Annotated in this window: 28 protein-coding genes, 1 pseudogene, 1 riboswitch and 1 other annotated feature; of the genes and pseudogenes, 24 read left to right on the plus strand and 5 right to left on the minus strand. The window is 42.9% G+C overall.

All coding sequences use genetic code 11. The features are described from left to right. Positions 1-298: 298 nt before the first annotated feature. Positions 299-1,255, plus strand: a complete 957-nt coding sequence (locus MHI16_RS06465; protein WP_058014212.1) for a ring-cleaving dioxygenase — start codon at positions 299-301, stop codon at positions 1,253-1,255. A gap of 85 nt (positions 1,256-1,340) precedes the next feature. Here MHI16_RS06465 and MHI16_RS06470 read toward each other — a convergent pair whose 3' ends face one another. Beyond that, positions 1,341-2,657 carry a trypsin-like peptidase domain-containing protein gene (locus MHI16_RS06470; RefSeq protein ID WP_058014211.1) on the minus strand — a complete coding sequence of 439 codons (1,317 nt, stop codon included), beginning with the start codon at positions 2,655-2,657 and terminating at the stop codon, positions 1,341-1,343. A 167-nt stretch (positions 2,658-2,824) separates the two neighbouring features. Between MHI16_RS06470 and proG the strand changes: the two genes are divergently transcribed. From proG to MHI16_RS06520, 10 genes are all read left to right on the plus strand, one after another. Further along, complete coding sequence (gene proG, locus MHI16_RS06475; RefSeq protein WP_058014210.1) at positions 2,825-3,649, plus strand: pyrroline-5-carboxylate reductase ProG; 825 nt, start codon at positions 2,825-2,827, stop codon at positions 3,647-3,649. 189 nt (positions 3,650-3,838) lie between these two features. Then, a complete protein-coding gene (locus MHI16_RS06480; RefSeq protein WP_058014209.1) occupies positions 3,839-4,663 on the plus strand; it encodes a M55 family metallopeptidase in 825 nt (274 codons plus the stop codon). Positions 4,664-4,681: 18 nt separating this feature from the next. Further along, positions 4,682-5,617 (plus strand): ABC transporter permease, encoded by a 936-nt coding sequence (locus tag MHI16_RS06485; protein WP_003211100.1) that lies wholly within the window; start codon positions 4,682-4,684, stop codon positions 5,615-5,617. Next, the gene (locus MHI16_RS06490) at positions 5,614-6,576 is read left to right on the plus strand and encodes an ABC transporter permease (RefSeq protein ID WP_268466993.1); all 963 of its coding nucleotides are present in this window, start codon (positions 5,614-5,616) and stop codon (positions 6,574-6,576) included. The genes MHI16_RS06485 and MHI16_RS06490 overlap by 4 nt, the downstream gene beginning before the upstream one ends. A 7-nt stretch (positions 6,577-6,583) precedes the next feature. After that, entirely contained in the window at positions 6,584-7,594 is a 1,011-nt protein-coding gene (locus tag MHI16_RS06495; RefSeq protein ID WP_268466995.1) for an ABC transporter ATP-binding protein, read from the plus strand. Beyond that, positions 7,594-9,216 (plus strand): peptide ABC transporter substrate-binding protein, encoded by a 1,623-nt coding sequence (locus tag MHI16_RS06500; RefSeq protein ID WP_058014206.1) that lies wholly within the window; start codon positions 7,594-7,596, stop codon positions 9,214-9,216. The genes MHI16_RS06495 and MHI16_RS06500 overlap by 1 nt, the downstream gene beginning before the upstream one ends. Before the next feature lie 111 nt (positions 9,217-9,327). Then, positions 9,328-10,269 (plus strand): LD-carboxypeptidase, encoded by a 942-nt coding sequence (locus tag MHI16_RS06505; protein ID WP_268466997.1) that lies wholly within the window; start codon positions 9,328-9,330, stop codon positions 10,267-10,269. Continuing rightward, the gene (locus MHI16_RS06510; protein WP_058014204.1) at positions 10,266-11,345 is read left to right on the plus strand and encodes a dipeptide epimerase; all 1,080 of its coding nucleotides are present in this window, start codon (positions 10,266-10,268) and stop codon (positions 11,343-11,345) included. The genes MHI16_RS06505 and MHI16_RS06510 overlap by 4 nt, the downstream gene beginning before the upstream one ends. After that, positions 11,345-12,262, plus strand: a complete 918-nt coding sequence (locus MHI16_RS06515) for an NlpC/P60 family protein (RefSeq protein ID WP_058014203.1) — start codon at positions 11,345-11,347, stop codon at positions 12,260-12,262. Before MHI16_RS06510 ends, MHI16_RS06515 begins: the two co-directional genes overlap by 1 nt. Beyond that, positions 12,252-13,220, plus strand: a complete 969-nt coding sequence (locus MHI16_RS06520) for an oligopeptide/dipeptide ABC transporter ATP-binding protein (protein ID WP_058014202.1) — start codon at positions 12,252-12,254, stop codon at positions 13,218-13,220. The genes MHI16_RS06515 and MHI16_RS06520 overlap by 11 nt, the downstream gene beginning before the upstream one ends. Positions 13,221-13,258: 38 nt before the next feature. Here MHI16_RS06520 and MHI16_RS06525 read toward each other — a convergent pair whose 3' ends face one another. After that, positions 13,259-14,140 carry an arginine deiminase family protein gene (locus MHI16_RS06525; protein ID WP_144462240.1) on the minus strand — a complete coding sequence of 294 codons (882 nt, stop codon included), beginning with the start codon at positions 14,138-14,140 and terminating at the stop codon, positions 13,259-13,261. A gap of 179 nt (positions 14,141-14,319) precedes the next feature. Between MHI16_RS06525 and MHI16_RS06530 the strand changes: the two genes are divergently transcribed. The 5 genes from MHI16_RS06530 to MHI16_RS06550 all read left to right on the plus strand — a co-directional run bounded on the left by MHI16_RS06530 (position 14,320) and on the right by MHI16_RS06550 (position 17,203). Further along, complete coding sequence (locus MHI16_RS06530) at positions 14,320-14,841, plus strand: acyl-CoA thioesterase (protein ID WP_058014491.1); 522 nt, start codon at positions 14,320-14,322, stop codon at positions 14,839-14,841. Between the two features lie 114 nt (positions 14,842-14,955). Next, on the plus strand, positions 14,956-15,282 hold the full coding sequence (locus MHI16_RS06535; protein ID WP_058014200.1) for a PadR family transcriptional regulator: 327 nt from the start codon (positions 14,956-14,958) through the stop codon (positions 15,280-15,282). Positions 15,283-15,286: 4 nt separating this feature from the next. Then, entirely contained in the window at positions 15,287-16,039 is a 753-nt protein-coding gene (locus tag MHI16_RS06540) for a hypothetical protein (RefSeq protein ID WP_058014199.1), read from the plus strand. Positions 16,040-16,153: 114 nt separating this feature from the next. Further along, the gene (locus tag MHI16_RS06545; RefSeq protein ID WP_058014198.1) at positions 16,154-16,642 is read left to right on the plus strand and encodes a small multi-drug export protein; all 489 of its coding nucleotides are present in this window, start codon (positions 16,154-16,156) and stop codon (positions 16,640-16,642) included. A gap of 15 nt (positions 16,643-16,657) precedes the next feature. After that, positions 16,658-17,203: a GNAT family N-acetyltransferase gene (locus MHI16_RS06550; RefSeq protein WP_058014197.1), complete on the plus strand. Its 546-nt coding sequence runs from the start codon at positions 16,658-16,660 to the stop codon at positions 17,201-17,203. 17 nt (positions 17,204-17,220) lie between these two features. Here MHI16_RS06550 and MHI16_RS06555 read toward each other — a convergent pair. Beyond that, a pseudogene (locus tag MHI16_RS06555) lies at positions 17,221-18,261 on the minus strand (trifunctional transcriptional activator/DNA repair protein Ada/methylated-DNA--[protein]-cysteine S-methyltransferase); the annotation flags it as partial. A gap of 191 nt (positions 18,262-18,452) precedes the next feature. Continuing rightward, positions 18,453-18,587: a YrzI family small protein gene (locus MHI16_RS06560; RefSeq protein ID WP_081042291.1), complete on the minus strand. Its 135-nt coding sequence runs from the start codon at positions 18,585-18,587 to the stop codon at positions 18,453-18,455. Positions 18,588-18,807: 220 nt separating this feature from the next. Then, positions 18,808-18,916, plus strand: a riboswitch (guanidine-I (ykkC/yxkD leader). A gap of 66 nt (positions 18,917-18,982) precedes the next feature. On the opposite strand from MHI16_RS06560, the gene MHI16_RS06565 reads away from it, so the two are divergent. After that, positions 18,983-19,312, plus strand: coding sequence for a multidrug efflux SMR transporter (locus tag MHI16_RS06565; RefSeq protein ID WP_058014195.1), 330 nt, complete (start codon positions 18,983-18,985; stop codon positions 19,310-19,312). Beyond that, complete coding sequence (locus tag MHI16_RS06570) at positions 19,309-19,623, plus strand: multidrug efflux SMR transporter (RefSeq protein ID WP_012009690.1); 315 nt, start codon at positions 19,309-19,311, stop codon at positions 19,621-19,623. Before MHI16_RS06565 ends, MHI16_RS06570 begins: the two co-directional genes overlap by 4 nt. Positions 19,624-19,655: 32 nt before the next feature. Here the strand turns inward: MHI16_RS06570 and MHI16_RS06575 are convergent, their stop codons facing one another. Next, complete coding sequence (locus MHI16_RS06575) at positions 19,656-19,841, minus strand: hypothetical protein (RefSeq protein WP_058014194.1); 186 nt, start codon at positions 19,839-19,841, stop codon at positions 19,656-19,658. A 162-nt stretch (positions 19,842-20,003) separates the two neighbouring features. Between MHI16_RS06575 and purU the strand changes: the two genes are divergently transcribed. From purU to MHI16_RS06605, 6 genes are all read left to right on the plus strand, one after another. Further along, entirely contained in the window at positions 20,004-20,906 is a 903-nt protein-coding gene (purU, locus tag MHI16_RS06580; RefSeq protein WP_058014193.1) for a formyltetrahydrofolate deformylase, read from the plus strand. Between the two features lie 43 nt (positions 20,907-20,949). Continuing rightward, positions 20,950-21,168 (plus strand) — a binding site (T-box leader). Positions 21,169-21,223: 55 nt separating this feature from the next. Beyond that, complete coding sequence (proB, locus tag MHI16_RS06585; protein WP_268467005.1) at positions 21,224-22,321, plus strand: glutamate 5-kinase; 1,098 nt, start codon at positions 21,224-21,226, stop codon at positions 22,319-22,321. A gap of 12 nt (positions 22,322-22,333) precedes the next feature. After that, a complete protein-coding gene (locus MHI16_RS06590; RefSeq protein WP_058014191.1) occupies positions 22,334-23,581 on the plus strand; it encodes a glutamate-5-semialdehyde dehydrogenase in 1,248 nt (415 codons plus the stop codon). 124 nt (positions 23,582-23,705) lie between these two features. Continuing rightward, positions 23,706-24,842, plus strand: coding sequence for a Rap family tetratricopeptide repeat protein (locus MHI16_RS06595; protein WP_058014190.1), 1,137 nt, complete (start codon positions 23,706-23,708; stop codon positions 24,840-24,842). After that, entirely contained in the window at positions 24,832-24,966 is a 135-nt protein-coding gene (locus MHI16_RS06600; RefSeq protein WP_058014189.1) for a hypothetical protein, read from the plus strand. Before MHI16_RS06595 ends, MHI16_RS06600 begins: the two co-directional genes overlap by 11 nt. A 153-nt stretch (positions 24,967-25,119) precedes the next feature. Continuing rightward, entirely contained in the window at positions 25,120-25,548 is a 429-nt protein-coding gene (locus MHI16_RS06605) for an organic hydroperoxide resistance protein (RefSeq protein ID WP_058014188.1), read from the plus strand. Positions 25,549-25,576 lie beyond the last annotated feature (28 nt).

The following is a 25,576-nucleotide window of genomic DNA, read 5'->3' on the forward strand; positions in this document are numbered from 1 at the left end:
CACTTTCGTACGTTACTGTGACATGTATTTTGTTCATTGTAATACGATTTTAGGAAAACAAGAATTAAAAAAATTTTCTGATTTTCGTATTTGTATTTAAAAGTGTTCGTTTATTGGAGAAAACAGGGTAAATGTTTCGTTAAAAACGAACGATAAAAGATTATTTTTGATTTAATGTTAATTTATCGTTAGAAACCGAACATCTAGCCAAATGGTTGACTTTTCTTGAAAAATGACCTATTTTATTCATAAGGATATTATCTTGAATTCGAGATATTTTGAAATAGGAGTGAATATAATGAAAATCAATGGGATTCACCACGTATCTGCATTAACAGCCAATGCTCAAAAGAATGTTGATTTCTACCGCCAGATTCTTGGCTTAAAACTTGTAAAGAAAACGGTCAATCAGGATGACCCATCTATGTATCACTTATTTTATGGAGATGAGGTCGCTTCACCGGGAACGGAGCTCACCTTCTTTGAAATTCCAATGCTCGCCCGCCGTTTGAAAGGAACAAATGCCATCACAAGCACAGGCCTTCTCGTTTCTTCTGAAGAAGCACTTTCATTTTGGGAAAAGCGTTTTGAAGAGACAGGCGTGCAGCAAGAAACGGCTTCCTTAAGAGGGGGTAGACCTGCCTTGCGCTTTCAAGATCCAGAGGGGCAGCAGCTATTTTTAACAGTAGAACCGAACGCACAAGAAGCAGGCTCACCGCCAGTGCATGATGATATTCCGGCAGAGTTCGCCATTAGAGGTTTGGGGCCAGTGGAATTAACTGTTGCAGAAGCGGACAAAACGATCCGTGTTTTAACAGACATCCTTGGCTTTACCGAAAGAGCGCGTGAACAATCAAACGATGGTGAGATCGTGACCATTTTTGAGTCAGGAAATGGCGGTGCTGGAACAGAAATTCATGTGATCGAAAAAACGGAAGGACCTTCTGAGCGTTCAGGCAGAGGAAGTGTGCATCACGTAGCCTTTCGCGTGGAAGATGCTGAGGAACTGGAAAAATGGTATGACAAAATATCAAAAGCAGGCTTCACGAACTCTGGTGTTGTGGAACGTTTCTACTTTAAAGCCCTTTACTTTAGAGAACCGAATGGTATCTTATTTGAAATCTCAACAGATGGTCCTGGGTTTACAGTGGACGAAGGAGTAGATGAGCTTGGCGATCAATTAGCCCTTCCTCCATTTCTAGAGCACAAACGAGCAGAAATTGAGCAGAGATTAACGCCAATTCAGTCATTATAAAAAGTAGATCATGAGGCTTTCTATCACGCTAAAAAGAAGAAAAAAGGGCTGAAATCAAGATGATTTTAGCCCTTTTTCTTTTGCATTAGGAACTTACCTGCTTAGATTCATTTTGTGTTAATGTCACCTTCTTCGTTTCTTCTTTTCCGTTTCGAATGAGTGTGATGTTTACGGTGTCTCCAACTTTCGTATTCGTGTATAGTTCATGACGTAATTCACTTCCGGTTTTGATTTGTTTCCTATTGATGGCGGTAATGACATCCTCAGACTTTAAGCCGGCTTTGGCGGCAGGTGAGCCTGCGGCGATTTCTTTGATGTATACGCCTTGATCAAGCTGACTGTTTTTGAGACCGAGTGTTTCTTTCTGATATATGTCTGGGACTTGGTCGAGATCCAGCATGCTGATGCCGATATATGGACGTTCAATCTTTCCTTTTGCGAGAAGCTGATCGGCGATTGGTTTGACATCATTGATTGGAAGTGCGAATCCAATACCTTCAACACCTGTTTCAGAAATTTTCATACTCGTGATCCCCACAACCTTTCCATCTGTCGTAAGAAGTGGTCCGCCGCTGTTTCCTGGGTTAATAGCTGCATCTGTTTGAATCACATTAATGCTGCTTTCGCCTGCTGATGTGTTCATCGAAACTGTTCGGTCGACACCGCTGACAATTCCTTGGGTCACGGTTCTTGATAGATCTTCACCAAGCGGGTTTCCGATCGCGATGACAGTTTCCCCAGCACGCAGCGAGGAGGAATCGCCTAATGCCGCGACCTTCGTTACATGACTGCTGCTAATTTCTACAACTGCTAGGTCAGTCAGCGGGTCAGCTCCGACCAATTTACCTTTGGCGGTTTTGCCATCGTGCAAGGATACTGTGAGTTTATTTGCCCCTTCAATGACGTGGTTGTTTGTTAAGATATAGGCTTTGCTGCCGGATTTTTTGAAAATCACTCCTGAGCCTGTACCGGTTTTTTCCTCTTGACTGCTTTTATTTTGCTGTGATTCATCAAAAGGCGTATTGAAATCGCCAAAGCCCATGTCTGTTTGACTTTGCGCTTGATAGTTTGTAATGCCGACAATGGCTGGCGATACATCTTCGACCATGCTTGAGATACTGCTTGATGAATGTGATGTTTGGACAGCAGTTGTTTTTGACGAACTGGCACTTGTATCATTTGTTGATACAGCTTCTGTTTTTGCAGCAGAATCGCTTGCTGTGTTGTTTGATGCGTGCTGGGCATATGGCGTAAGGACATACACACCTAACGCTAGTATGCCGCCTACAATGCCGCTAACAAATGGCTTAAACCAGCTGTTTGGCTTCTTCTTTTGTTTTTGTGGCTGCTTCATTGTTTGAATCTCATGAGAAGGTTGGTTTTCATGTTTGTGATGTGTCATTCGAATCACTCTCTTTCTTCAATTTTTCATGTATGGTTCGAGGTGGGATGACCTTATGTGTGGTGATTGGCTTTATCGTAAGAAAAAAGTGTGGGATAAAAATGAAAACATTGTGGGAAATTGTTAAAATAAGTAGTGAATCTAAGCCAAATAGAGGAGATTAAACTGTGGAGAAAATTGGAATCATTGGATATGGAAGCATGGCTGATATGATGGTGCAAAAATGGCTGGAAAAAGAAGTGCTCAATGCCCATCAAATCATGATCCATACAAGAAGTGAAACGGACCGCCTGCTTCAACTCAAAGACAAGCATCAAGAAATAAACATCTGCTCATTAGACGAACTTTCTGCGTCATGTGATGTACTTTTTATCTGCGTGCCGCCGCTTGCTGTACTTGATGTACTCGATCAACTGCCTTCAGCAGCCAAATCGGTTCATATTGTGTCAGTAGCCGCGGCTGTGACGTTAGACAAGTTATCAAAGCATACGACTCACCCAATTTCCAGATACATCCCAACGCTCACGTCAGCTGTTGGAACGGGCGTATCCCTCGTTGCGCATGGTGAAACTGCTGGAGAGGAAGAAAAGGTGCGTTTGCATCGTCTCCTTTCAGCTTTTAGTATCGTACGTGAAATAGGGGAAGACCAGTTTGATGCGGCGAGTAATTTGACGAGCTCATCTCCTGGTTTTATCGCTGCTCTTTTTGAAGAAATGGCGAGATCCGCTGTGAGAAATAGTGAACTTTCCTTAGAGGAAGCGTATGAATTTTTAACGTATGCCCTTTTAGGCACAGGTCAAGTCCTTGTAGAACGAGGCCTCACCTTTGCTGAAACCGTCGATAGAGTGGCGACAAAAGGGGGCATTACAGGAGAAGGCGCCGATGTTATTCAAAAGCAGGCACCTCAGATGTTTGATGATTTATTTACACAAACCATGAAGAAATATGAACAGCTAAAATCACAGATTAACGAAGCGGACAAACACCACTAAAGACATAGTTAGTGGTGTTTTATTTGTTAAAAAAATCCTTTGTCACAAAGTCTTTTGACCTGTATTATCTGAGTCTAATTTCCTTATTTTCAGACATTGTATTGAAAAATCAATCAAGTAATCATATAATTTTTTAGAAAATTTAGAAAAATATACACAAATTTTAAGTTTAATTAAAGGGGGATGGGGATGAAGCTCTATGTATCTGTCGATATGGAGGGGATTACTGGTCTAGCTGATCATACATTTGTCGATGCCCGTCAGCACAATTATGAACGGGGCAGAAAGATCATGACAGGTGAAGTGAATGCCTGTGTGGAGGCTCTTCTTCAGCATGGCGCAACCGACATCTTGGTCAATGACAGTCATTCCAAAATGAATAATTTGTTGATTGAAGAATTGCATGAAGAGGCATCTCTTATATCTGGTGACGTCAAGCCTTATTCAATGGTTCAAGGGTTAGATCAATCCTATGACGCTGCTGTTTTTTTAGGCTATCATGCGAGGGCGTCTATGAAAGGTGTGATGTCCCACAGTATGATTTTTGGTGTCAGACATTTTTACATAAATGATCATCCAATTGGTGAAATGGGCTTTAATGCGTATGTTGCAGGCTACTACGGTGTGCCGGTGATTCTTGTTTGCGGAGATGATCAAGCAGCACTTGAAGCAGAAAAGCTGATGCCTGGTGTGAAAACAGTGGCAGTAAAAGAGACCATATCAAGATCTGCTGTGAAATGTCTCACTCCTGCCAAAGTCAACCAACAAATCTCGCAGCAAGTGGAAGCCGCAATGAAACAGATTCATTACATCAAGCCGCTGACGCCTCCTGATCAGCCGCTGCTGAAGATTGAATTTGCCAATTATGGACAAGCTGAATGGGCGAATTTAATGCCAGGTACTGCCATCATAGAAGGAACAACAACGGTGACGTATCAAGCAGAGAATATATTAGAAGCCTACCAAGCGATGCTTGTCATGACAGAGCTTGCCGCACGTACAACATTTTGTTAAACGAGGGGGAGACGGCAGATGACCAGCTTTTTGCTCAAGCGTTTTATTGCGATGATCGCCACGATCTTAACAATTACGACGTTAACGTTTATTTTAATGAAGGTCATCCCAGGATCGCCTTTCAATGAAGAACGAAATACAAACGAAACGGTCCAGCGAAACCTCGAAAGCTACTATCACTTAGACGAACCACTGTATGTTCAATATGTCATCTATTTAAAATCCATCGTTACCTTTGATTTTGGTCCTTCCATTAAAAAGCCTTCTGAAAGTGTCAATGATCTATTGGCGAGAGGCTTCCCAGTCTCATTAGAACTTGGTCTTATCTCAATATTGATTGCTGTCATCTCCGGCATCCTGCTTGGGGTCATGGCTGCCCTCCGGCACAATGGCTTGATTGATTATATCGCCATGACCATTGCTGTTTTCGGTATATCCATTCCAAACTTTATCTTTGCTACTTTATTAATTCAGCAGCTTGCTGTGAATTTGAAGCTCTTTCCTACAGCGATGTGGACAAGTCCGATGCATATGGTGCTGCCAACCATTGCTCTTGCCGTTAGTCCGATGGCCATTATTGCCCGGTTAACAAGATCGAGCATGATTGAAGTGCTGTCTCAGGACTATATTCGCACTGCTAAAGCAAAAGGACTTTCTCCCTTTAAAATTGTGTTCAAACATGCGCTTCGAAATGCGCTTTTGCCTGTTGTGACCATTCTTGGCACACTTGTCGCAAGTATTTTAACAGGAAGTTTTGTCATTGAAAAAATATTTGCGATTCCTGGCATGGGAAAATACTTTGTCGAGAGTATTAACAACCGTGATTATCCTGTCATCATGGGAACTACTGTTTTTTACAGCATTATTTTAATCACACTTCTTTTCATTGTTGATGTGGCGTATCGCCTGCTTGATCCGAGGATTCAGCTGCATCAGAAAGGAGGAAAGGCATGAGTATACACTTGCATCAGGATCAACCGAATCCGCATCATGAAGTGCCGGACGAATGGTTTTCTCCGAGAGAGCAAAAGAAAACGGAGGCCCATGCCATTAAAAGACCCTCTCTTTCGTATTGGGCAGACACATGGAGACGACTGAAGCAAAATAAGCTTGCGATGTTTAGTCTATCGGTATTGATTTTTCTTTTTATCATGGCACTATTAGGCCCATTGCTTGCACCTAATAGCGTGACAGAGCAGCGTCTTTCAATGCAAAATCTGCCGCCATCCGCTGCTCACTGGTTCGGAACGGATGAGCTTGGACGAGATGTGTTCACGCGTACATGGTACGGGGCACGTATTTCGTTATTTGTAGGCGTCATGGCAGCCCTGATTGATTTTGCTATCGGCGTGATCTATGGAGGGATTGCCGGTTATAAGGGCGGGAGATATGACCATGTCATGATGCGAATCGTCGAGGTGCTCTACGGTCTTCCTTATTTACTTGTTGTCATTTTATTGATGGTTCTGATGGGGCCAGGGCTTGTCACCATTATTGTAGCGCTCACTGTCACCGGATGGATTGGCATGGCAAGAATCGTGAGAGGTCAAGTTCTTCAGCTGAAAAGCCAGGAATATGTCCTTGCCTCAAAAACCTTTGGTGCAAAGAGTCTGCGCATCATTCGCCGCAACCTGCTGCCGAATACGATGGGACCGATTATCGTTCAGATGACCTTAACTGTACCGACCGCGATATTTGCAGAAGCGTTCCTAAGCTTTCTTGGTTTAGGCATTCAAGCACCGTTTGCAAGCTGGGGCGTGATGGCCAATGATGCGCTGCCAACAGTGCTGTCAAATAACGGGCATTGGTGGCGTTTATTTTTCCCTGCGTTTTTTATTTCACTCACGATGTTTTGCTTTAACAATTTAGGTGATGGCTTGCAAGATGCGCTTGATCCGAAGATGAAGAGGTGATGGCGCTTTGAAAAAAGTTCTACAAATCATCGATCTGCACGTCAGCTTTCGGACATATGGCGGCTCAGTTCGAGCGGTACGCGGAGTGAATGTGGATGTATATGAAAAAGAAACCCTTGCCATTGTAGGAGAATCAGGCTGCGGGAAAAGTGTGACTTCACAAAGTATCATGAGGCTACTGCCAGCATACAGCGCTCATGTTGATCAGGGAGAAATCTGGTTTGAAGACCGAAATTTGCTGTCATTATCTGGAAAAGAAATGCGCGCCATACGAGGTGTCGATATTTCGATGATCTTCCAAGATCCCATGACCGCACTGAACCCAACCTTGACAATCGGCGATCAGCTCATGGAGGCGGCAAAGGAGCATCAAAAGCTGACGAATAAAGAAGTGAAAGAAGCCGCCATTCGGATGCTTGATTTGGTCGGCATTCCGCAGCCGAAGGAAAGGCTAAAGCAATACCCTCATCAGTTCAGCGGGGGAATGAGGCAGCGGCTCATGATTGCCATGGCACTGATTTGCGAGCCGAAAGTGCTGATTGCTGATGAACCAACGACCGCACTGGATGTGACCATACAGGCACAAATATTAGAGCTGTTTAAAGAGATTCAGAGAAAAACAGGGGTCACCATTATTTTAATCACACATGATTTAGGGGTCGTAGCCCAAGTCGCAGACCGAGTGGCGGTCATGTACGGAGGGAAAATGGTGGAGGTCGGAACGAGGCGAGATATTTTTTACAGTCCGCAGCATCCTTATACAAAAGGACTTCTGCAATCTGTTCCAAGACTTGATATGAAAGATGAACTCATTCCAATTGAAGGAAGCCCGCCTGATTTATTTGCTCCGCCAAAGGGCTGTCCGTATACAGATCGCTGCCCTGCCGCCATGAAGGTATGTGATCATATCATGCCGCATGAAACGCAGCGGTCACCTACCCATACAGTGCATTGCTGGCTCCAAGATGAGCGTGCGAATCAAACCGTTTTATCTTCAACACAAAGGGGGAGTTTTTGATGAGAAAAAAGGGATGGATCATCAGTATATGCTTGTTCACGATCATGCTGCTCGCAGGGTGTACAGCCAATGAGCAAGCAGGGAAAGGATCATCAAGCAAAGAGGGTGAAAAGAAAGTATTAACCTTAAATAACGAAAACGAACCGACGTCGTTTGATCCGCCGATTGGTTTTAATAATGTATCGTGGCAAGGACTCAATAACTTAATGGAGGGATTAACAAGACTGAATGAAAAGCACGAACCATCTCCTGCAATGGCGGAAAAATGGGAGATTTCAAAGGATGGAAAAACGTATACGTTCCATTTAAGAGATGGCATCAAGTGGTCAAATGGTGATCCAGTGAAAGCGAGTGACTTTGAATATGCGTGGAAGCGGCTTCTTGATCCGAAAACAGGCTCTTCTGCATCGTTCCTAGCATACATGATTGAAGGCGGAGAGGCATTTAACAGCGGCAAAGGAAAGAAAGAAGACGTGAAAGTCAGCGCTGTAAATGACAAAACGCTTAAGGTCACACTAGCATATCCGCAGAAATCGTTCTTAAATATGACCGCAAACCCTGCCTTTTTTCCTGTCAATGAACTGGTAGCAAAGAAGGACCCAAACTGGGCAAAAGACGCCAAAACCTTTGTCGGAAATGGACCGTTCAAGCTGACAGAGTGGAAGCATGATGAGAGCTTCACAATGGAAAAAAGTGAGACGTATTGGGATGAAAAATCAGTTAAGCTGGATCAAGTGAAGTGGCTGATGATCAGTGATCGAAACACAGACTATCAAATGTATCAATCAGGAGATTTAGATACTGCCTTTGTCCCAGCAGAGCAAAGTGAAAATCTGCTGAAAAATAAAGATGTACAAATTGAAGACCAGGCTGGATTGTTCTTTTATCGTCTGAATGTAAACATGGAACCTTTTCAAAATAAGAACATCCGCAAAGCTTTTCAAATGGCGATCAACCCGCAAGATATCGTGGATTATGTGACAAAAAATGAAGAGAAGCCAGCACGTGCTTTCGTCTCGCCAGGCATTCTAGATTCAAAGGGCGAGGATTTCAGAGAAGCTGGCGGTGACCTTGTGAAGAATGATAAGAGTGAAGCTGCGAAGCTATTAGAAAAAGGGCTGAAAGAAGAGAACTATTCAAAACTGCCAGCCGTCACATTGACATATAGTACAAAGCCTGAGAACAAGAAAAAAGCTGAAGCCATCCAACAGCAGCTGAAAGAAGCGCTAGGTGTAGATGTGAAGCTTGCAAACATGGAAGCCAATGTATTTGCAGAAGATCAAAAGGCGCTGAAATTCCAATTCTCACAAAGTTCATTTTTAGCAGACTATGCAGATCCGATCAATTTCCTAGAGAGCTTTCAAACAGGGAATGCGATGAACCGGACAGGATGGTCCAACGATACCTATGATCAGTTGATCAAAAAGGCAAGCCAAGAAGCAGATGAGCAAAAGAGAAACAACATTCTTCATGATGCAGAGGCACTTCTCATTGAAGAAGCACCGATCATCCCGATTCATTTTTATAATCAAGTCCATTTACAAAAAGAAGGCGTGAAAGGGATTGTCCGTCACCCTGTTGGGTATATCGATTTGAAATGGGCACAAGTAGATGGAGAGTGATATGAGGATCAAAAGACGCTTTGAAATAAAAGCGTCTGTTCCTTTATTCGTTCATGTTATGAAGCAGAAACCCATAGATTGAAAGAAACGAAGAGAAAGAGGGGATATGGCATGAGCCAGTTGCCAGTGGCACTTCAAACAGGGGATAAGGTGGGGATTATTGCACCAGCAAGCCCGCCTGATGAGCTGAAATTAGCAAAAGGAATTGCCTTTTTAGAAAGCCTCGGGCTAAAGGTGAAAAAAGGGAAGTATTTGGGCCGCCGGTACGGGTATTTAGCAGGTCATGATCATGAAAGAGTGGAGGATCTCCACCGCATGTTTCAAGATCCAGAAGTGAAAGCGGTTATTTGTGCTTGCGGAGGATATGGGACTGGCAGACTTGCGGAAGCGATTGACTATGACCTGATTCGCCGGAATCCAAAAATCTTTTGGGGCTATAGTGATATTACGTTTTTACATACGGCCATCCAGCAGCAGACGGGTCTTGTGACGTTTCATGGTCCAATGCTCTCCTCTGATGTGGGACTTGAGGAGGTTCATCCTTATACGAAAGATACCTTTTTACAGCTGTTCGCACCGAAAGCCTTTACGTATGCGCACCACTTGTCACCCCTTCATACTTTCTATCCGGGCACCGCTTCAGGTGAGATTGTTGGAGGAAATCTTGCCCTCATCGTGACGACACTTGGTACACCTTTTGAAATCGATACGAAGGGAAAGCTTTTGTTCATTGAAGATATTGATGAAGAGCCCTATAAAATTGATCGAATGATGCAGCACCTCACATCTGCGGGAAAATTGGATGATGCGGCTGGATTCATCATTGGAGATTTTCATCAATGTGAACCAAAAAAGAAAGATCAGTCCCTCACATTGAATCAAGTATGGGACACCTACATTGTGCCGCAAAAAAAGCCTGCACTTGGGGGCTTTCGGATTGGCCATTCTTCGCCGAACTTTGCCATTCCAATGGGCACGCAGGCTGCATTAGATGCGACAGGGAAAAAACTGCACATTTCTCCCGGCGTTGCAGCGAAAGAGGCGATCAAATGAAAATCGTCGATGTTCGTACATGCAGAATGAGCGTACCGCTAAAAAAACCGTTCAAAACCGCTTTGCGAACGGTGTATGACGCAGCATCTCTGATTGTTATCATCACATATGATCAAGGTGACGTCAGCTACGGAGAGGCAGTCCCGACAGCGGTGATTACAGGTGAAACGCTGGAAAGCATCGACTATGCCATCTGTGAAGTGATCAGACCGATATTGCTTGGGGCTTCCTTGTCCGAGTATGAACAGATTTTTTCTCGTTTGAACCGTGTGCTCGCTTGCAACACAAGCGCAAAGGCAGCGGTTGACATGGCCATTTATGATGGCTTAGCGAAGCAGGCAGGACTTCCGCTTTATCAATACCTTGGCGGATATCGCAGTCAGCTTGAAACAGATTATACGGTCAGTGTAAACCGGCCGCTTGAGATGGCGGAAGATGCGAAGCAATACGCAGCAGAAGGCTTTCAGACATTAAAGATCAAGGTAGGAAAAGATGATATAGACACGGATATTCAGCGTATCAAGCGAATTCGAGAAAAGGTCGGACCGGATATTCAGATCAGGCTCGATGCGAATCAGGGCTGGACGTGGAAGGAAGCGGTCGTAGCCATTCGAAAAATGGAGGCGCTGAATATCGAACTAGTCGAGCAGCCAGTGCCAAAAGAAGATATCGAAGGTCTGCGCCGTGTGACGGAGGCAACAGATACACTTATTATGGCAGATGAAAGCATTTTCAGTTTTCATGATGCGATCAAGGTGCTTGAAACGAGAAGCTGTGATTTGATCAATTTAAAATTAATGAAATCAGGCGGCATAAAAGAAGCCTTAAAAATCAACGCTTTAGCAGAAGCATACGGCGTAAAGTGCATGGTTGGCAGTATGATTGAGTCAAAACTCGGCATTACAGCAGCCGCTCATCTCGCCGCAAGCCAGCCGAATATCAACCGCTATGATTTTGATGCCCCGCTGATGCTAAAAGAGGACATGGTAGACGGAGGAATCGTGTACAAAGGAAAAGATATCTTTTTCCCGCCGCATCATGGATTAGGCATTCAAGGGGTGAAAGGAGTCTCATGATGATATTTGAATCAAAGGTTCCAGTTGCGAATGTATGGACAGCGCCGCAGTCACCGAGAGAAATCGATCAAAAGGTACTTCAGAGCTCCTTCAAAATCAAAGAGTGGATTGACAAGCAAACATATGAAGAAAAACTGGCTTTATGTGAAGAAAATCTGATCCAGTCGCAAGTACTGCTCGGTGAACGAGTCATTGGATTAGAAGAGACAGACGGCTGGATGAAAGTCGTTATTCCGCAGCAGGCCAGCCGGAAACATCCACAAGGCTATCCTGGCTATATACCTGCGAACCAACTAAAGCAAGTGACAGAAGGAAGTGCGCCAGCTATATCTCATATCGTTTGTCAGAAAAAAGCCACGCTCTATCAAAACGGGCAAGCGGACATGGAAATTAGTTTTTTAACAGAGCTCGCAGCTTTAGAAGAAACGAGTGATTGCTTTCGTGTTGTCACACCAGCAGGGACGAGAGAAATCAATAAAGAAGATGTGCAGCCAGTTTCCTCCACTTCCTCTATGACCGGAAAAGATGTTGTAGACAAGGGAAAACAATTTATTGGTCTTTCGTATTTATGGGGCGGCATGAGCAGCTTTGGCTATGACTGTTCGGGGTTTGCTTACAGCATGTATAAAGCGAGCGGATATCTTTTGCCGAGGGACGCAAGTGACCAAGCAGTGCAAGGAACACCGGTCGCATCAAGCCATTTAGAACAAGGCGACTTATTGTTTTTCGCCAATGACAACGGAAAGGGAGCTGTCCGCCATGTTGGGATCTACGCAGGTGACGGTTTGATGCTTCACTCGCCTAAAACCGGCAGAGAAATTGAACTTCTTTCCCTTGCTGGCACTTCATATGAAAAAGAATGGGCAGGTGCAAGACGGTATTTGCCTAGCGAGAGGAGCAAAGGTCATGGCAGTTGAACCACTTTTACAAGTAAACAATCTCAAAAAACATTTTCATCTATCGAAAGGAAAAACGTTAAAAGCGCTAGACGGTGTCTCCTTTCAGCTGAAACAAGGTGAAACGTTTGGTCTTGTGGGCGAGTCTGGCTGCGGGAAATCCACACTTGGAAAAGTGCTTATGCGTCTTTATGAACCGACAGATGGGGAAGCCTTATATGAAGGGAAAAGCCTTCATCACCTTTCACAAAAAGAATCCTTTGATTTTAATCGGCAAATTCAAATGGTGTTTCAAGACCCGTATTCCTCCTTAAATCCGCGGCTGTCTGTAAAAGATATTATGCTGGAGCCAATGGAGATTCATAACCTTTATGGGAGTCAAAAGAGAAGGGTTGCTAGGGTGAAAGAACTACTGGAAGCTGTTGGACTTAGCTATGACTTTGCCACTCGCTATCCTCATGAATTCAGCGGAGGGCAGAGGCAGAGAATCGGTATTGCAAGAGCACTCGCCTTAGCACCGAAATTTATTGTGGCAGATGAGCCAATTTCTGCACTGGATGTCTCTGTTCAAGCGCAGGTCGTGAATCTGCTGAAGAAACTGCAAAAGGAGGAAGGGCTGACATTTCTCTTTATTGCGCATGACCTGTCGATGGTCAAATATATTAGCGACCGAATCGGTGTCATGTATTTAGGTCATCTCGTCGAATTGACCAGCAGTGATGCGTTATATCAAACACCGCTTCACCCCTATACACAAGCATTGCTGTCTGCGATCCCCATTCCAGATCCTGACGTGGAGGACAAGCGCAAAAGGTTCATTTTAAAAGGAGAAATTCCAAGTCCAGTGAACCCGCCAAGCGGCTGTGTATTTCGAACAAGATGTCCTGCAGCGATGGATGTGTGTGCTGAAAAAAAGCCAACATTACAAGCAGTAGAAGAAGGGCATGATGTCGCCTGTCATTTATACGATCAGAAATAAAATAGGCAGATAAAAAGCCAGCAAGTAGACAAGCTGTTCTACACGCTGGCTTTTTTAGTGGATGAACGCCGAATCGGCAATGTGCAGCATCTAAAAGAGCCGCCAGATTTAATGATTTCTGAAAAATTCACTTCAATGACAGTGTAGCCGTGAGCGGTTAAAGCAGCATTTGTTTCTTGATTGATAGGCAAACTAATCACTTTTTTCTGTCCAATGGATAAAACGTTTGGTCCGAGTGTAAATTGCTCTTGTTCGCTTATTTCAATGAGATGATAATGCATGTTGAGCAGGTGAAGATCCTCCTTTTTGAACGCTTCAGGATAAATCAATATCTCATCATGAGACAGAATATTCATCACACAATCGAGATGCAAAATGTGAGGAGGAAGATGAATGGGAATGATGTCATGATCCGGCAGTTCTTTTTTTAGCTCATGAATAGCGGCTGGGTTTGTTCTTTTGCTCGTTCCAACAAATACACGTGTTTGATCCACAAGGACATCGCCGCCTTCAATTGTTCCGTTTGTCAGGGTAACAGTATTCAATCCAGTTCCCTGTGCCCACTCTTTTAACAATTGTTCTTCTCCTTGCCGAACCGGAGCGGCCATGCTTGAAACAAAGAGTGTATGTCCAATCGTAAACCCAATATCCCGAGTAAAGACCTGTTCAGGAAAGCGGTCATTTGCAGGAAGCATAATGGGGCGTACTTGATGGTCTTTTAGGATTTGGATCAATTGCTTATGCTGAGCAATGGCTTTCATTTGAGAAATATTTTCTCTTGCAAAATGCTTTTGGGTTTCGTTGATGATCTGTTTGATTTCCATATAGATGGGACTGCATAAAAGGACTTCTTGTAAATCGTCATATTCACTCATGCATTGCGGCATTTTGTGTATTTGTTCTGCTCTCATAGAATCCATCAAATGGCCTCCTTGTTTGTTCATAGTTCTATTATTCCTCGTTCTAGTCATAGTTGAAACATTTCCGAAAGAAAATCTCTCACAAGAGACTAAAGCAAAAAGTTTAGACAAACCTAAAAGAATAGTGTTTAATAAAAGTCGTTCCGCATTCACGAAAACAGCAAGAAGGAGCTATGATGATGAGAGAAGAAAATTTCAAATACTGCAAGGAATCGAAAGTTGTAAAAACCAGCAGGGTATTCCCTCTCGATACGAATAATCACCAAACCTTGTTTGGCGGAAAATTAATGAGTTATATAGATGACATTGCTTCCATCTCGGCAGCAAGGCACAGCCGCAGTGAAACGGTCACGGCTTCTATGGATTCTGTTGATTTTTTAGAGCCAATTGGACAAAAAGAGTCAGTATGCTTGGAATCCTATGTGACATGGGTTGGCACGTCTTCCATGGAAGTGTTCGTTAAAGTTATGAAAGAAAACTTGATGTCTGGAGAGCGCAGACTCGCAGCGACTTCATTTCTGACATTTGTCTCGCTAGATGAAAATGGGAAGCCAAAACGAGTCCCGCAAGTCATGCCGGAAACAGAGGAAGAAATCATGCTGCATCAAACAGCGAAGCAGCGGGCAGAGGAAAGAAAGAGCCGCCGAAAGCATAGTAAAGCTTTGGCTGACGCACTTGGGACAGATAAGCCTTGGGCGTAAAAATCACCCTTTAAGCGGTGATTTTTTTCTAGGATGGTATCTTGCATGGCAAGATAGTGTGTGGTAAGATGATGCTATCTTGTGATGCAAGGTACTGGAATCGGGGGAACAAAGATGACAACATCCACACAAATGCTAAAAGGAATTTTAGAAGGCTGCCTGCTGTCGATTATTTCAGAGGGTGAGATTTATGGATATGAAATGACGAAGAAGCTCGCGCATTACGGGTTTGATCAAATTAGTGAAGGAAGTATCTATCCGATCCTGCTGCGTATGCAAAAGGAACAGCTCGTGACCACTGTCACAAAAGCATCAGCAAGCGGACCGAAAAGGAAATACTATACGCTCACACAAGCTGGAGAAAAAGCGCTCATAGAGTTTATTACCCGCTGGAGTGAGCTTTCAAAAAATGTAAACTGTTTACTACAAAAAGGGAAGTGAGATTATGGTATCAAAAGAAACAAGACACGTTCTACTAGAGGTGAAACTCTATCTCATATCAAAGGGAAAAAATCAGGACGAAATTGATGAGCTGATGGATGAACTGACGACACATGCGGTTGAGGCTGAAAAAGACGGTAAAACAGGGGAGGCTTTGTTTGGCGGAGATCCGCGGGGCTATGCTGATGAACTTGCAAAAGAGCTGTCAGGAAACCATAAAGACTGGATTCCTTTTGTCAGTGCCTTCTTAATTGGTTCACTCTTTTATATGATTTTATCAGATGCGATCAGTCAAAGCTTATCCTATTCTTGGTATGCATTGATTGGTTATCCGCTCGTTTTAGTAGCCAATGTCATCATGATCATTGTCATGTTTAGAGCGTCTTCCTTTCAAACAGGAGGCCGGGCATTTCTTTATTTCTGGATCTTAGGAATCTTTCAGTTGACTTCAATGGTCACAATCAAACTATTGGATCAAAAACTCGGCACACCATTACTTGTACTGACTTCAGGTCAAAGATGGGGCGTCATCCTGCTTATGCTGTTATGTATCATTGTTTTTAATGCAATCATGAAAGCGAATCTCATTTCACTGATTCCAATCATCTTTTTCGGACCGCAGCTCATATTCGAATGGATTGGCTGGACATCACCAAGCGTGCTTCTCTTGCAAAGTCTACTATCTATTGTGATCTTAGTCGGGCTTGTGCTCATTGTTTTACGCCGAACGAATAAGAAAAATGAAAATACGATGTAAAAAAACAGGGCACATCCCATCCGATGTGCTTTTCTTTTTCTAAAAAAATGTAGAAATGGTAACGTGTTTTTCATTACAATGGGAAGAGGACAAAAATGAAAAGGGGTTCTGTGTTTGGATATTTTATGGGGATATGTACTTGTTTTTGTATTGGCTGCTTTGCCTTTTTTTGAGGTGGTAGGGGTCGTTCCGCTGGCCATTTTAAGTGGCATGCATCCTGTACCGGCAGCGGTTATTGGGTTCATCGGCAATTTTTTTACCGTTTTCCTGCTCATTGTTTTCGTAGACCGCTTTAAAGCATGGCGGTTAAAGAGAAAAGAGGACAAAAGCAATAAAAAAGGAGAAAAAAAGCAGCAGCGGGCGAGAAAAATTTGGGAACGTTATGGTCTCCCGGGATTAGCGATAGTCGGTCCTTTTATCATTGGCAGTCATTTAGCGGCGTTTATGTGCATGAGTTTCGGGACGAAGAGAAAGCAAGTTGCGGTGTGGATGACAGTCAGTTTAATGATGTGGACGGCGCTGGCAGCTAGTTTAACCGGTGCGGGAATCCATTACTTTGCCCCAGATTCAAATGGACTGTTCGGTGATCTTTTTAATCAGTAAGTGGGAGGTTCATAAATGAAACTTCAAACACGCACAGTGCTTGAAACAGAGCGCCTTAGACTGAGAACGATGAATGAACATGATGCCTCGTTTTTATATGAGATGTTGTTCCAAGATGAAGAAGTAATGAAGTATTATCCATCTTTGAAGGATGAGCAGCAGACGAAAGAGTGGATTGCATGGAATCAAAAGAATGACCGCATCTATCATACTTCTCTCTGGATCATTGAAGACAAAGAAACGAATGAACCACTTGGACAAAGCGGAATTGTTCTGCAAAACATTGAAGGACAAACAGAACTTGAAATCGGCTATATGCTTAAGAAAGCAGCGTGGGGGAATGGCTATGCTGCTGAAGCCGCAAAAGGCTGCCTCACCTATGGCTTTGAAGAAATGAAAGTCAGACGAATGGTAAGCTTAATCCGCCCGGACAATGAAGCATCGGTAAAGGTCGCTTTAAAAATGGGCATGAAAAAAGAAAAAACCATTTCAAAATGGGACCAAATCATTGATGTTTACAGCATCACCCGCAACGAAGAAAACGGCTCGCTTACAAAATAAGCAGAGCCGTTTTTTTATATCCGCTGTTCTAGTTGAAGTAAATATTTCTTACGTTCTATCCCGCCGCCGTAGCCGCCGAGCTCACCACTTGTTTGAATGACGCGGTGGCATGGAATGATGATCGCCAACTGATTGGCACCATTTGCATTCCCTACCGCCCGGACCAAATGCGGATCGCCCAGCATCACAGCAAGATCTCGGTAAGAACTAGTTTCGCCTGAAGGAATACGTGTGAGCAGGTCCCACACCTTCATTTGAAAAGGGGTGCCATGCATGGAAAGTGGTACTGTAAACTGCGTCAGTTTTTTCTCGAAATATAAGGTCAATTCCTTTATTAATTGCTGATGGACGTTTGTTTCCCCAACTAAAATACGCGCATGATGCTTTTTTCTCATGTTCTCAATTTCCTTTTCTAGTCCCCGCCTGTCCATAAATTCCAGTAAATACACATGCGTCGCATCTGTCACGCTGATCATCCGTCCAATCGGTGTAGAAATAAAATTAGCGTGAAGAATTTTGGTTTGCGTCTTTTTAGGGGGATTTCCCATGATTTTCGTAAAGGCATCATTGAAGGCACTTGAAGAATCATAGCCCAAGGCGACCTGCTGATCAATCACTTTTTTTCCATTCATAATTTCTTTAAAGGCAAGCCCCATTCGGCGTGATCTCGCATATTGAACAAAGGTCATGCCGTAGATTTCTTTGAATTTCCGCCTAGCCGTTGCAGAGTGAATTCCTAGCTCGCGAAAGTCCTCTTCTTTCCAGCGTTTTTCAGGATGTGTTTCAACTGCTGAAACGAGTGTTTTGACTTCTTCTGGAATGCTGTTCGGATATGTTAATGGAGTGCAGCGCTTGCACGGACGATATCCTGCTAGCAGTGCTTCCTCTGCTGTAAAGAAAAACTCACAGTTCTCATATTTTGGTTTTCTAGCGGTACATGTGGCATGGCAGAAGATACCGGTGGTCTTAATGCCGGCGAAAAACGTGCCGTCATATTGCGGATTCTTGTCAACCAGTGCTTGATAAAATTCATGTTTCTGTTCGTTGGTTATCATCATATGATCCACCTCTTGGTTTTCTATAAAATGTTTTTCAGCATTGTTTAGGCCGATACAACGGATAATCTGTAAATGCAGCATCCTAAAGTGGAACGTTCATCTCATCAATCTGAGTTCATTATACCAGCGATATGACCGTTCCTTTAATGTCTGGGCGTTTCTAACTTGGTCCTTCTTCCATTTTTTCTGTTTTAGTTCATATACTTTAGTTGTTTCTGTTTCATTTCTTCATAAATTGTTTCGACTTCTTGTTCGTAAAGAACGGTCTCCATGTCCTTGTATTTACGCTTGATCGTCAAAGTAATAAAAAATAAATGGATTGTCATATACGCTCATTTCCCTTCGGTTGGCAGCACGGAAATATCCCGCAGATCTTCTTTATCAGTTGATCTGTTTCTAACACTTAGTATACGCCGGTTCGAAATCATTTCTTTCGAAAAATGAACAAGTATATTTGAAGAGGGAGAGCAAACTGGTAGACCGGCATATTGGGGTGTGGTAAGATTTTTAATACAGAATCTGCTCTAAGTCAGATCTGTTTATCATGAATTGGTTTTCTAGGGTTCCGTGCGCTGGTGCAGTCTGGTCCGAGAGAAAACACATAGGGTCTTTAGAAGAGGCCGTATGGACACGGAGGGATAAAAGCCCGGGAGATTTGATCAAACGATCGATTTCCAGGCTTTTTTTGTTGGTTGGAATCGTTCAGAAAGGAGAAGATCAGATGAAATGGGGAAATGTCTTTATCGCGGCCATCTTTGAAGTCGGCTGGGTGATGGGGCTGAAATATGCCCACTCGCTCATAGAATGGGGCGCAACCATCATTTGTATTATCGTGAGCTTTTATTTACTCATGAAAGCAACAAATGTACTGCCAGTTGGCACACTTTATGCTGTTTTTACCGGGCTTGGTACAGCAGGTACCGTCGTCATAGGCATGGTGCTTGGTGAGCCGGTTCAGCTTGTCAAACTGCTTTTGATTGTCATGCTTTTGTGCGGTGTATTAGGACTGAAGCTGACAACAGGTGAAAAGAAGGGAGAGGCTGAATCATGAGCTGGCTTTTACTTATTGGAGCAGGCATCTTAGAAATGCTTTGTGTGACCATGATGAACCAATTCCAAAAAGACAAGCATGTCAAATGGATTTTATTCATTGCGGCTGGCTTTTCGATGTCCTTTCTGATGCTGTCTCTTGCGATGAACACGATTCCGATGGGAACGGCGTACGCCATTTGGACTGGAATCGGAGCTGCTGGAGGCGCCATGGTCGGTATGCTCTTTTACGGAGAGTCGAAAGATGCAAAACGTATTTTCTTCATCGCATTGATTTTATCTGCGGCAGTAGGGTTGAAAATCATTGAATAAGAAAAGGCTGGCAGATAGATGCCAGCCTTTTGTTACATCGAATGATGATTGGAATCGTTTTCATTTTTGCGGTAAAGCTGGCTCACAAGTAGAAAACACACACCAAATGTGAGAAAAGGAACGAGTCTTTCACCGGCTATAAAAAGGGAAATACCTGTGATCAGACAAACGATGCCGAGCCAAAAGCTCACTTTACCAAACAAAGTCATACTTTTCATCTCCATCACTCCTTTTATGCTAAAAGGTCTATTCACATTATATCACGCTAGGGGCAGAATTGAATGAATATTCAATAAAAAATGGGGCTCTACATTGCTTTTTCTCTTTCCAGTCCAGTATAATATTTCATTAGAATGAAAACGTAAATGAGGTCATGATACATGAGAACTTTGATAACAGAGAAACTTGAATTACACAGACAAAAGCATGAGCAAAAAGGAAGATTGCTTGTCAGCTGCCCGGATCAGCCTGGAATTGTATCAGCTGTTTCTTCCTTTTTATTTGAGAACGGAGCAAATATCATTGAATCCAGCCAATACACAACAGACCATGAAAGCGGCCGGTTCTTTTTAAGAATTGAATTTGATTGGAAAGACATCTCGGCAAATATGGATCAGCTGAAGCGGCAGTTTGAGCCAATTGCAGCATCTTTTCAAATGACGTGGAGCATGTCGCGTGCAAGTGAGCTTAAAAAGCTGGCAATCTTTGTGTCAAAAGAGCTTCATTGTTTACATGAGCTGCTATGGGAATGGCAAAGCGGCAATTTGATGGCTGAAATTGCGGTCGTGATCAGCAATCATGAAACGGCAAAAGATACAGTAGAAGCGCTTGGAATCCCGTTCCATTTTGTGAAGGCGAACAAAGACATTCGCAAAGAAGCGGAAAAACAGCAGCTTGCATTATTAGAAGAGTATGATATTGATGCCATTGTGCTTGCTAGATACATGCAAATTTTAACACCTGCTTTTATAGAACAGCACCCGAACAAAATCATTAATATTCATCATTCCTTCCTGCCAGCGTTTATCGGTGCGAATCCATATAAGCGGGCATATGAGCGAGGTGTCAAATTAATTGGCGCAACTTCTCATTATGTGACCAATGATTTAGACGAAGGACCGATCATTGAACAGGATATAGAGCGTGTAGATCACCGGGATGATGCGGAAGCTCTAAAAAATATTGGTCGAACAATTGAGCGGAGTGTGCTAGCACGTGCCGTCAAATGGCATCTAGAAGATCGAATTATTGTGCATGAGAATAAAACGATTGTATTTAATTGACCGCTTGACTTTTCCTTTGCAATTGGTGATAATATAAAAAAATTAACGAGCGTTGAAAAGGAATAGTAAGCAGGAACTGATGCGTAAAGAGAGCAAATGACATGCTGAAACATTTGCCGCAGACAGCTGCTGAACCTGCCCTTTGAGCCTTAGAGGAAAAATCTAAGCGCGTGCCTGGCGTTACAGGAGTTGAGTGGAATAAGCTAGAAGTATGCTTATTCAATGAAGGTGGTACCACGGAAAATCCCTTTTCGTCCTTTACATAAGGAGAAAAAGGGATTTTTTTGTGCCTAAAGGTATAGCGGAGGGAATCAATAATGAAAAAGCAAAGGATCGTCATCAAAATTGGCAGCAGTTCATTAACAGAGCAAAAAGGAACCATTGATGAACAAAAAATGCAGGATCATGTGAAAGCGATAGCAAAGCTGAAAGAGGCTGGGCATGAAATTATTTTAATTTCATCAGGAGCCGTGGCAGCAGGGTTTGGCAGCTTAGGGTATCCATCAAGACCTGTGACCTTAAAGGGAAAACAGGCAGCAGCCGCCGTTGGTCAAGGCTTGTTAATGCAGAAATATACAGAACTATTTTCACAGTTTCACATGACACCTGCACAAATGCTTTTAACCCGTAATGACTTTTCAGATCGAACAAGATATCGAAATGCTTACGCAACGATGATGGAGCTGCTGGAAAGAAAAATTTTACCGATCATTAATGAAAATGATTCTGTCTCCATTGAGGAGCTTACTTTTGGGGATAATGACATGCTGTCAGCTCTTGTCAGCGGTTTAATTCATGCAGACCAATTGATCATCTTAACAGACATTAACGGAATTTATAATGCAAATCCAAATGAGCATCCTGATGCGAAGCGTTTTGATGTACTAACACACATTTCAGAAGAATTGTTTTCATATGCGAAGAGTACAGGCTCAAAAGTGGGAACAGGCGGGATGAAATCAAAGCTGTCTGCTGCACAAACGGCACTTTCACTAGGCGTGAAAGTCTTCATTGGTACAGGTACTGGTGAAGATAAGCTGTTTCATATTCTTGCGGGTCAAGGAGACGGAACGTATATCGGAGAACAGGACTTATCAGCGATCAACAACCGCCGTCAGTGGATTCAATTCCATTCACCCGTTTCTGGGAAAATCATGATAGATGCAGGAGCAGAAGCGGCGATTTTGCATCATGGGAGAAGTCTTCTTCCAGCTGGAGTTATTGATGTCGCTGGTGACTTTTCTAAAGGAGAGGTCGTTGAAGTCGTCGGTCCGAATGGGCTAGTAGGTAAAGGACAAACCTTGTACGCATCTGATGAGCTTCTCGGTATTAAAGGACTGCGAAGTGATGAGCTTTCAAATGAGAAGCCTGAAGTCATACACAGAGATCACTGGGTACAGCATGTACAAAACTGAGGAGGGAATACGATGAATGAAGTTCTTGAAAAAGCAAAAAAAGCAAGTGTAGCCAAAGATCAGCTGCTCCTAAAAACGACGGAACAAAAAAATGCAGCTTTACATGCCATCGCAACGGCACTTAAAGCATCTTCCGCTTATTTACTCGATGAGAATAAAAAAGATGTGCAGGCTGCCGGGGAAAAGCAGTTCACGCCTTCTGTTATTGACCGGATTACACTCACAGAAGAGAGAATAGAAGCCATCGCAGACGCGACCCTTCAACTCATTCACCTAAAAGACCCAATTGGTGAAACATTAGAAACCATTCGAAAAGAAAACGGTTTGTTCATTGAAAAGGTGCGTGTACCTCTTGGAACGGTTGGAATGATTTATGAAGCAAGACCAAACGTGACTGTAGATGCTGCCACCCTTTGTTTGAAAACTGGGAATGCTGTTATTCTTCGCGGGAGCTCCTCTGCCATTCATAGTAATAAAGCGATTGTGAAGGTGATCCATGAAGCGCTTCACACAACGGAAATTCCAGTAGACAGTGTGCAATTGATTGAAGATACAGGCCGTGAAACGGCGAAAACGCTGTTCACTTTAAATGAATATTTGGATGTTCTTATTCCGCGCGGCGGGAAAAATTTAATTGATCTTGTCGTGAGAGAGTCTACCGTGCCAGTGCTTGAGACAGGGGCAGGGAACTGTCATATCTACATTGATGAAACAGCGAAAAACGAAATGGCTGAGCAGATTGTGCTGAATGCTAAAACCCAAAGGCCATCTGTTTGCAACGCGATCGAGAGCATTGTCATTCATGAAACATGGGCAAAAACATATGGCGCTTCGTTATTTGAAGCCCTTCATGCAAATGGGGTAGAAATACGGGGAGATGAAGCTGTATGTGCCCTTGCGCCAAGTGCTTCATTAGCGAGCACAGAGGACTATGAAACAGAGTTTTTAGCGCCGATTGTCAGTATTAAAACCGTAGCCAACATAGAAGAAGCGATTCAGCATATACAAACGTATAGTTCCAAGCACTCTGAAGCGATCATTACGGAAAATGATCGAAATGCGTCACTTTTCTTAACAGCTGTCGACGCTGCTGCTGTCTATCATAATGCCTCTACTCGGTTCACAGATGGCTTTGAATTTGGCTACGGAGCAGAAATAGGGATTAGCACACAAAAACTGCATGCAAGAGGACCTATGGGTCTGCCTGCCTTAACCTCTGAAAAGTTTGTCATTCGCGGTCAAGGACAAATAAGAGAATAACGAATTCAAAAGAGAGTCTTGTGACAATAGGCTCTCTTTTTCCTTTCATTTTTGTATTTCTTCGGTCAAGTATGATAAAATATGGTAATGTTTTATATTTTGAAAAGATTGGAGAAGGCAACGTATGGCGAAAATCATTCCCTCTTCGGATATTGGAGTGAAAATCAACAAGTGGTATGAATTAATCCGCAGATTTGATTCAGAACAAGCAGAACAACTAAAGCAGGAAATTCGCACCTCTCTTGATTCAATGGAAGAAGATCAGAATTTGCTTCTCTATTTTTCTTTAATGGAATTCAGACATGAGGTCATGCTCGATTATTTAAAGCCATTAAAGGAAGGAAAGCTTCGCGCCAACTTTTCCGAGCTTTCGAAAGAAATAGATGAGCATCAAACACATGTCACAGGCATGCTTGAATACTACTATCATTTTTTCAGAGGCATGTATGAATTTGGCCGTAGGCAGTATATTGCTGCCATCTCGTCTTATCAAAAGGCAGAGCACAAGCTTTCTTTTGTGTCAGATGATATTGAACGTGCGGAATTTCATTTTAAAATGTCAGAAATATATTATCACATGAAACAAACACATATCTCGATGCATCATGCCAAACTGGCGCTGGATGTCTATATTCAGCACGAGCTATATGCGCTTCGCACGATCCAATGCGAATTTATTGTGGCAGGTAATTATGATGATATGAGAAGACATGAAAAGGCATTACCACATCTCGAGAGAGCACTTGCGAGATCAAGAGACTTTCAAAATGTGCGTTTTATTGCTTCCTCTTTGTTTAATATGGGCAACAGTTATTACCGAATGGGAGATCTTGACCGCGCACTCGAACTAATGAAAGAATCCATCTCGTTATTTGACCAAAATCAATCTGATCACCTTCGTCGATCCATAGACCCTCTTTATACAGCCGCTCAGATATTATACAAACAAGGTAAACACGAAGAAGCCTTACACTACAGAGAAGAATGTATGAAGCGAGCAGAAGCACTTCAGGATGACATTCATATTCAAAAGACGATATTTTTAGAAGCATTGTATTTAAAGCAAGATGCGGAGCATATTAAACGAATTTTTCATTTTTTAGAGTCTGCCTATGCATATCCAGATATTGAGGAGCTGGCATTAGACACCGCAAAGTATTATAATGAAATGGAAGATTATGAAAAATCTTCCACGTTCTACGGAGAAGCAGAACATGCTCGAATCTATATTCAGAGAGGGGATTGTTTATATGAATTTTAAAAAATGGGCAGTCGTCTGTACAAGCATCACCATCTTGGCGTTATGGCTGGCAGCAGCAAATGCCGACCCGGATAACAGAAACCATACGCTACAACAACCACATGCGCAGCATGACATCATCTAAAAGCCCTTATTAAAGGGCTTTTTTTACTGTCTACATAAAAGAGAGGCAAGAAGGAAATCTTAAAAAAAGAGTGTGTATTCGTTGACTCTTAAATTTAAATTGTGTACAATTCAATTGTAGAAAATATTATTGGAGAGAAAGAGGGTTATATACATGTCAGAAGTTTTATTTACTGCAACGGTATCAGCTGTCGGAGGAAGAGAAGGAAAGGTTGTTTCAAGTGATGGAGTGCTTGAGCATGATGTAGCAATGCCTGGAACACCAAGAGCGAAAAAAATAGAAAAAGCAACAAATCCAGAGCAATTATTTGCAGCAGGCTACTCTGCATGTTTTGATTCAGCCCTTCAAATGGTCGCAAGACAAGAGCGTATCCGTTTTGAAAGCGAAGTAACAGCACATGTGAGTTTAGTAAAAGACAGTTCAGATGGCGGCTTCAAACTAGGCGTTAAGTTAGAAGTAAAAGGAACTGGAATCGAGCAATCAGCATTAGATGAGCTTGTTCATAAAGCACACGGCGTATGCCCATATTCAAAAGCAACTCAAGGAAATATCGAAGTGGAATTAGTAGCTGTCGCACAATAATTGATATCATAAAAGGCTGAGGGAATAA

This window comes from Bacillus sp. FSL K6-0923, assembly GCF_038630825.1.
Lineage (GTDB): Bacteria > Bacillota > Bacilli > Bacillales > Bacillaceae > Bacillus > Bacillus pumilus.

Excerpts from the sequence above, each read along its gene's own strand:
- MHI16_RS06530 (WP_058014491.1), top strand. The coding sequence starts at position 14,320 with ATGAGAGAAGAAAATTTCAAATACTGCAAGGAATCGAAAGTTGTAAAA.
- MHI16_RS06575 (WP_058014194.1), bottom strand. The coding sequence starts at position 19,841 with ATGAAAAGTATGACTTTGTTTGGTAAAGTGAGCTTTTGGCTCGGCATC.
- MHI16_RS06520 (WP_058014202.1), top strand. The coding sequence starts at position 12,252 with ATGGCAGTTGAACCACTTTTACAAGTAAACAATCTCAAAAAACATTTT.
- MHI16_RS06550 (WP_058014197.1), top strand. The coding sequence starts at position 16,658 with ATGAAACTTCAAACACGCACAGTGCTTGAAACAGAGCGCCTTAGACTG.
- MHI16_RS06600 (WP_058014189.1), top strand. The coding sequence starts at position 24,832 with ATGAATTTTAAAAAATGGGCAGTCGTCTGTACAAGCATCACCATCTTG.
- MHI16_RS06485 (WP_003211100.1), top strand. The coding sequence starts at position 4,682 with ATGACCAGCTTTTTGCTCAAGCGTTTTATTGCGATGATCGCCACGATC.
- MHI16_RS06515 (WP_058014203.1), top strand. The coding sequence starts at position 11,345 with ATGATATTTGAATCAAAGGTTCCAGTTGCGAATGTATGGACAGCGCCG.
- MHI16_RS06605 (WP_058014188.1), top strand. The coding sequence starts at position 25,120 with ATGTCAGAAGTTTTATTTACTGCAACGGTATCAGCTGTCGGAGGAAGA.
- MHI16_RS06525 (WP_144462240.1), bottom strand. The coding sequence starts at position 14,140 with ATGGATTCTATGAGAGCAGAACAAATACACAAAATGCCGCAATGCATG.
- MHI16_RS06505 (WP_268466997.1), top strand. The coding sequence starts at position 9,328 with ATGAGCCAGTTGCCAGTGGCACTTCAAACAGGGGATAAGGTGGGGATT.
- MHI16_RS06490 (WP_268466993.1), top strand. The coding sequence starts at position 5,614 with ATGAGTATACACTTGCATCAGGATCAACCGAATCCGCATCATGAAGTG.
- MHI16_RS06500 (WP_058014206.1), top strand. The coding sequence starts at position 7,594 with ATGAGAAAAAAGGGATGGATCATCAGTATATGCTTGTTCACGATCATG.
- proB (WP_268467005.1), top strand. The coding sequence starts at position 21,224 with ATGAAAAAGCAAAGGATCGTCATCAAAATTGGCAGCAGTTCATTAACA.
- MHI16_RS06540 (WP_058014199.1), top strand. The coding sequence starts at position 15,287 with ATGGTATCAAAAGAAACAAGACACGTTCTACTAGAGGTGAAACTCTAT.
- MHI16_RS06595 (WP_058014190.1), top strand. The coding sequence starts at position 23,706 with ATGGCGAAAATCATTCCCTCTTCGGATATTGGAGTGAAAATCAACAAG.
- MHI16_RS06510 (WP_058014204.1), top strand. The coding sequence starts at position 10,266 with ATGAAAATCGTCGATGTTCGTACATGCAGAATGAGCGTACCGCTAAAA.
- MHI16_RS06470 (WP_058014211.1), bottom strand. The coding sequence starts at position 2,657 with ATGACACATCACAAACATGAAAACCAACCTTCTCATGAGATTCAAACA.
- MHI16_RS06570 (WP_012009690.1), top strand. The coding sequence starts at position 19,309 with ATGAGCTGGCTTTTACTTATTGGAGCAGGCATCTTAGAAATGCTTTGT.
- MHI16_RS06480 (WP_058014209.1), top strand. The coding sequence starts at position 3,839 with ATGAAGCTCTATGTATCTGTCGATATGGAGGGGATTACTGGTCTAGCT.
- purU (WP_058014193.1), top strand. The coding sequence starts at position 20,004 with ATGAGAACTTTGATAACAGAGAAACTTGAATTACACAGACAAAAGCAT.
- MHI16_RS06560 (WP_081042291.1), bottom strand. The coding sequence starts at position 18,587 with ATGACAATCCATTTATTTTTTATTACTTTGACGATCAAGCGTAAATAC.
- MHI16_RS06535 (WP_058014200.1), top strand. The coding sequence starts at position 14,956 with ATGACAACATCCACACAAATGCTAAAAGGAATTTTAGAAGGCTGCCTG.
- MHI16_RS06565 (WP_058014195.1), top strand. The coding sequence starts at position 18,983 with ATGAAATGGGGAAATGTCTTTATCGCGGCCATCTTTGAAGTCGGCTGG.
- MHI16_RS06590 (WP_058014191.1), top strand. The coding sequence starts at position 22,334 with ATGAATGAAGTTCTTGAAAAAGCAAAAAAAGCAAGTGTAGCCAAAGAT.
- MHI16_RS06465 (WP_058014212.1), top strand. The coding sequence starts at position 299 with ATGAAAATCAATGGGATTCACCACGTATCTGCATTAACAGCCAATGCT.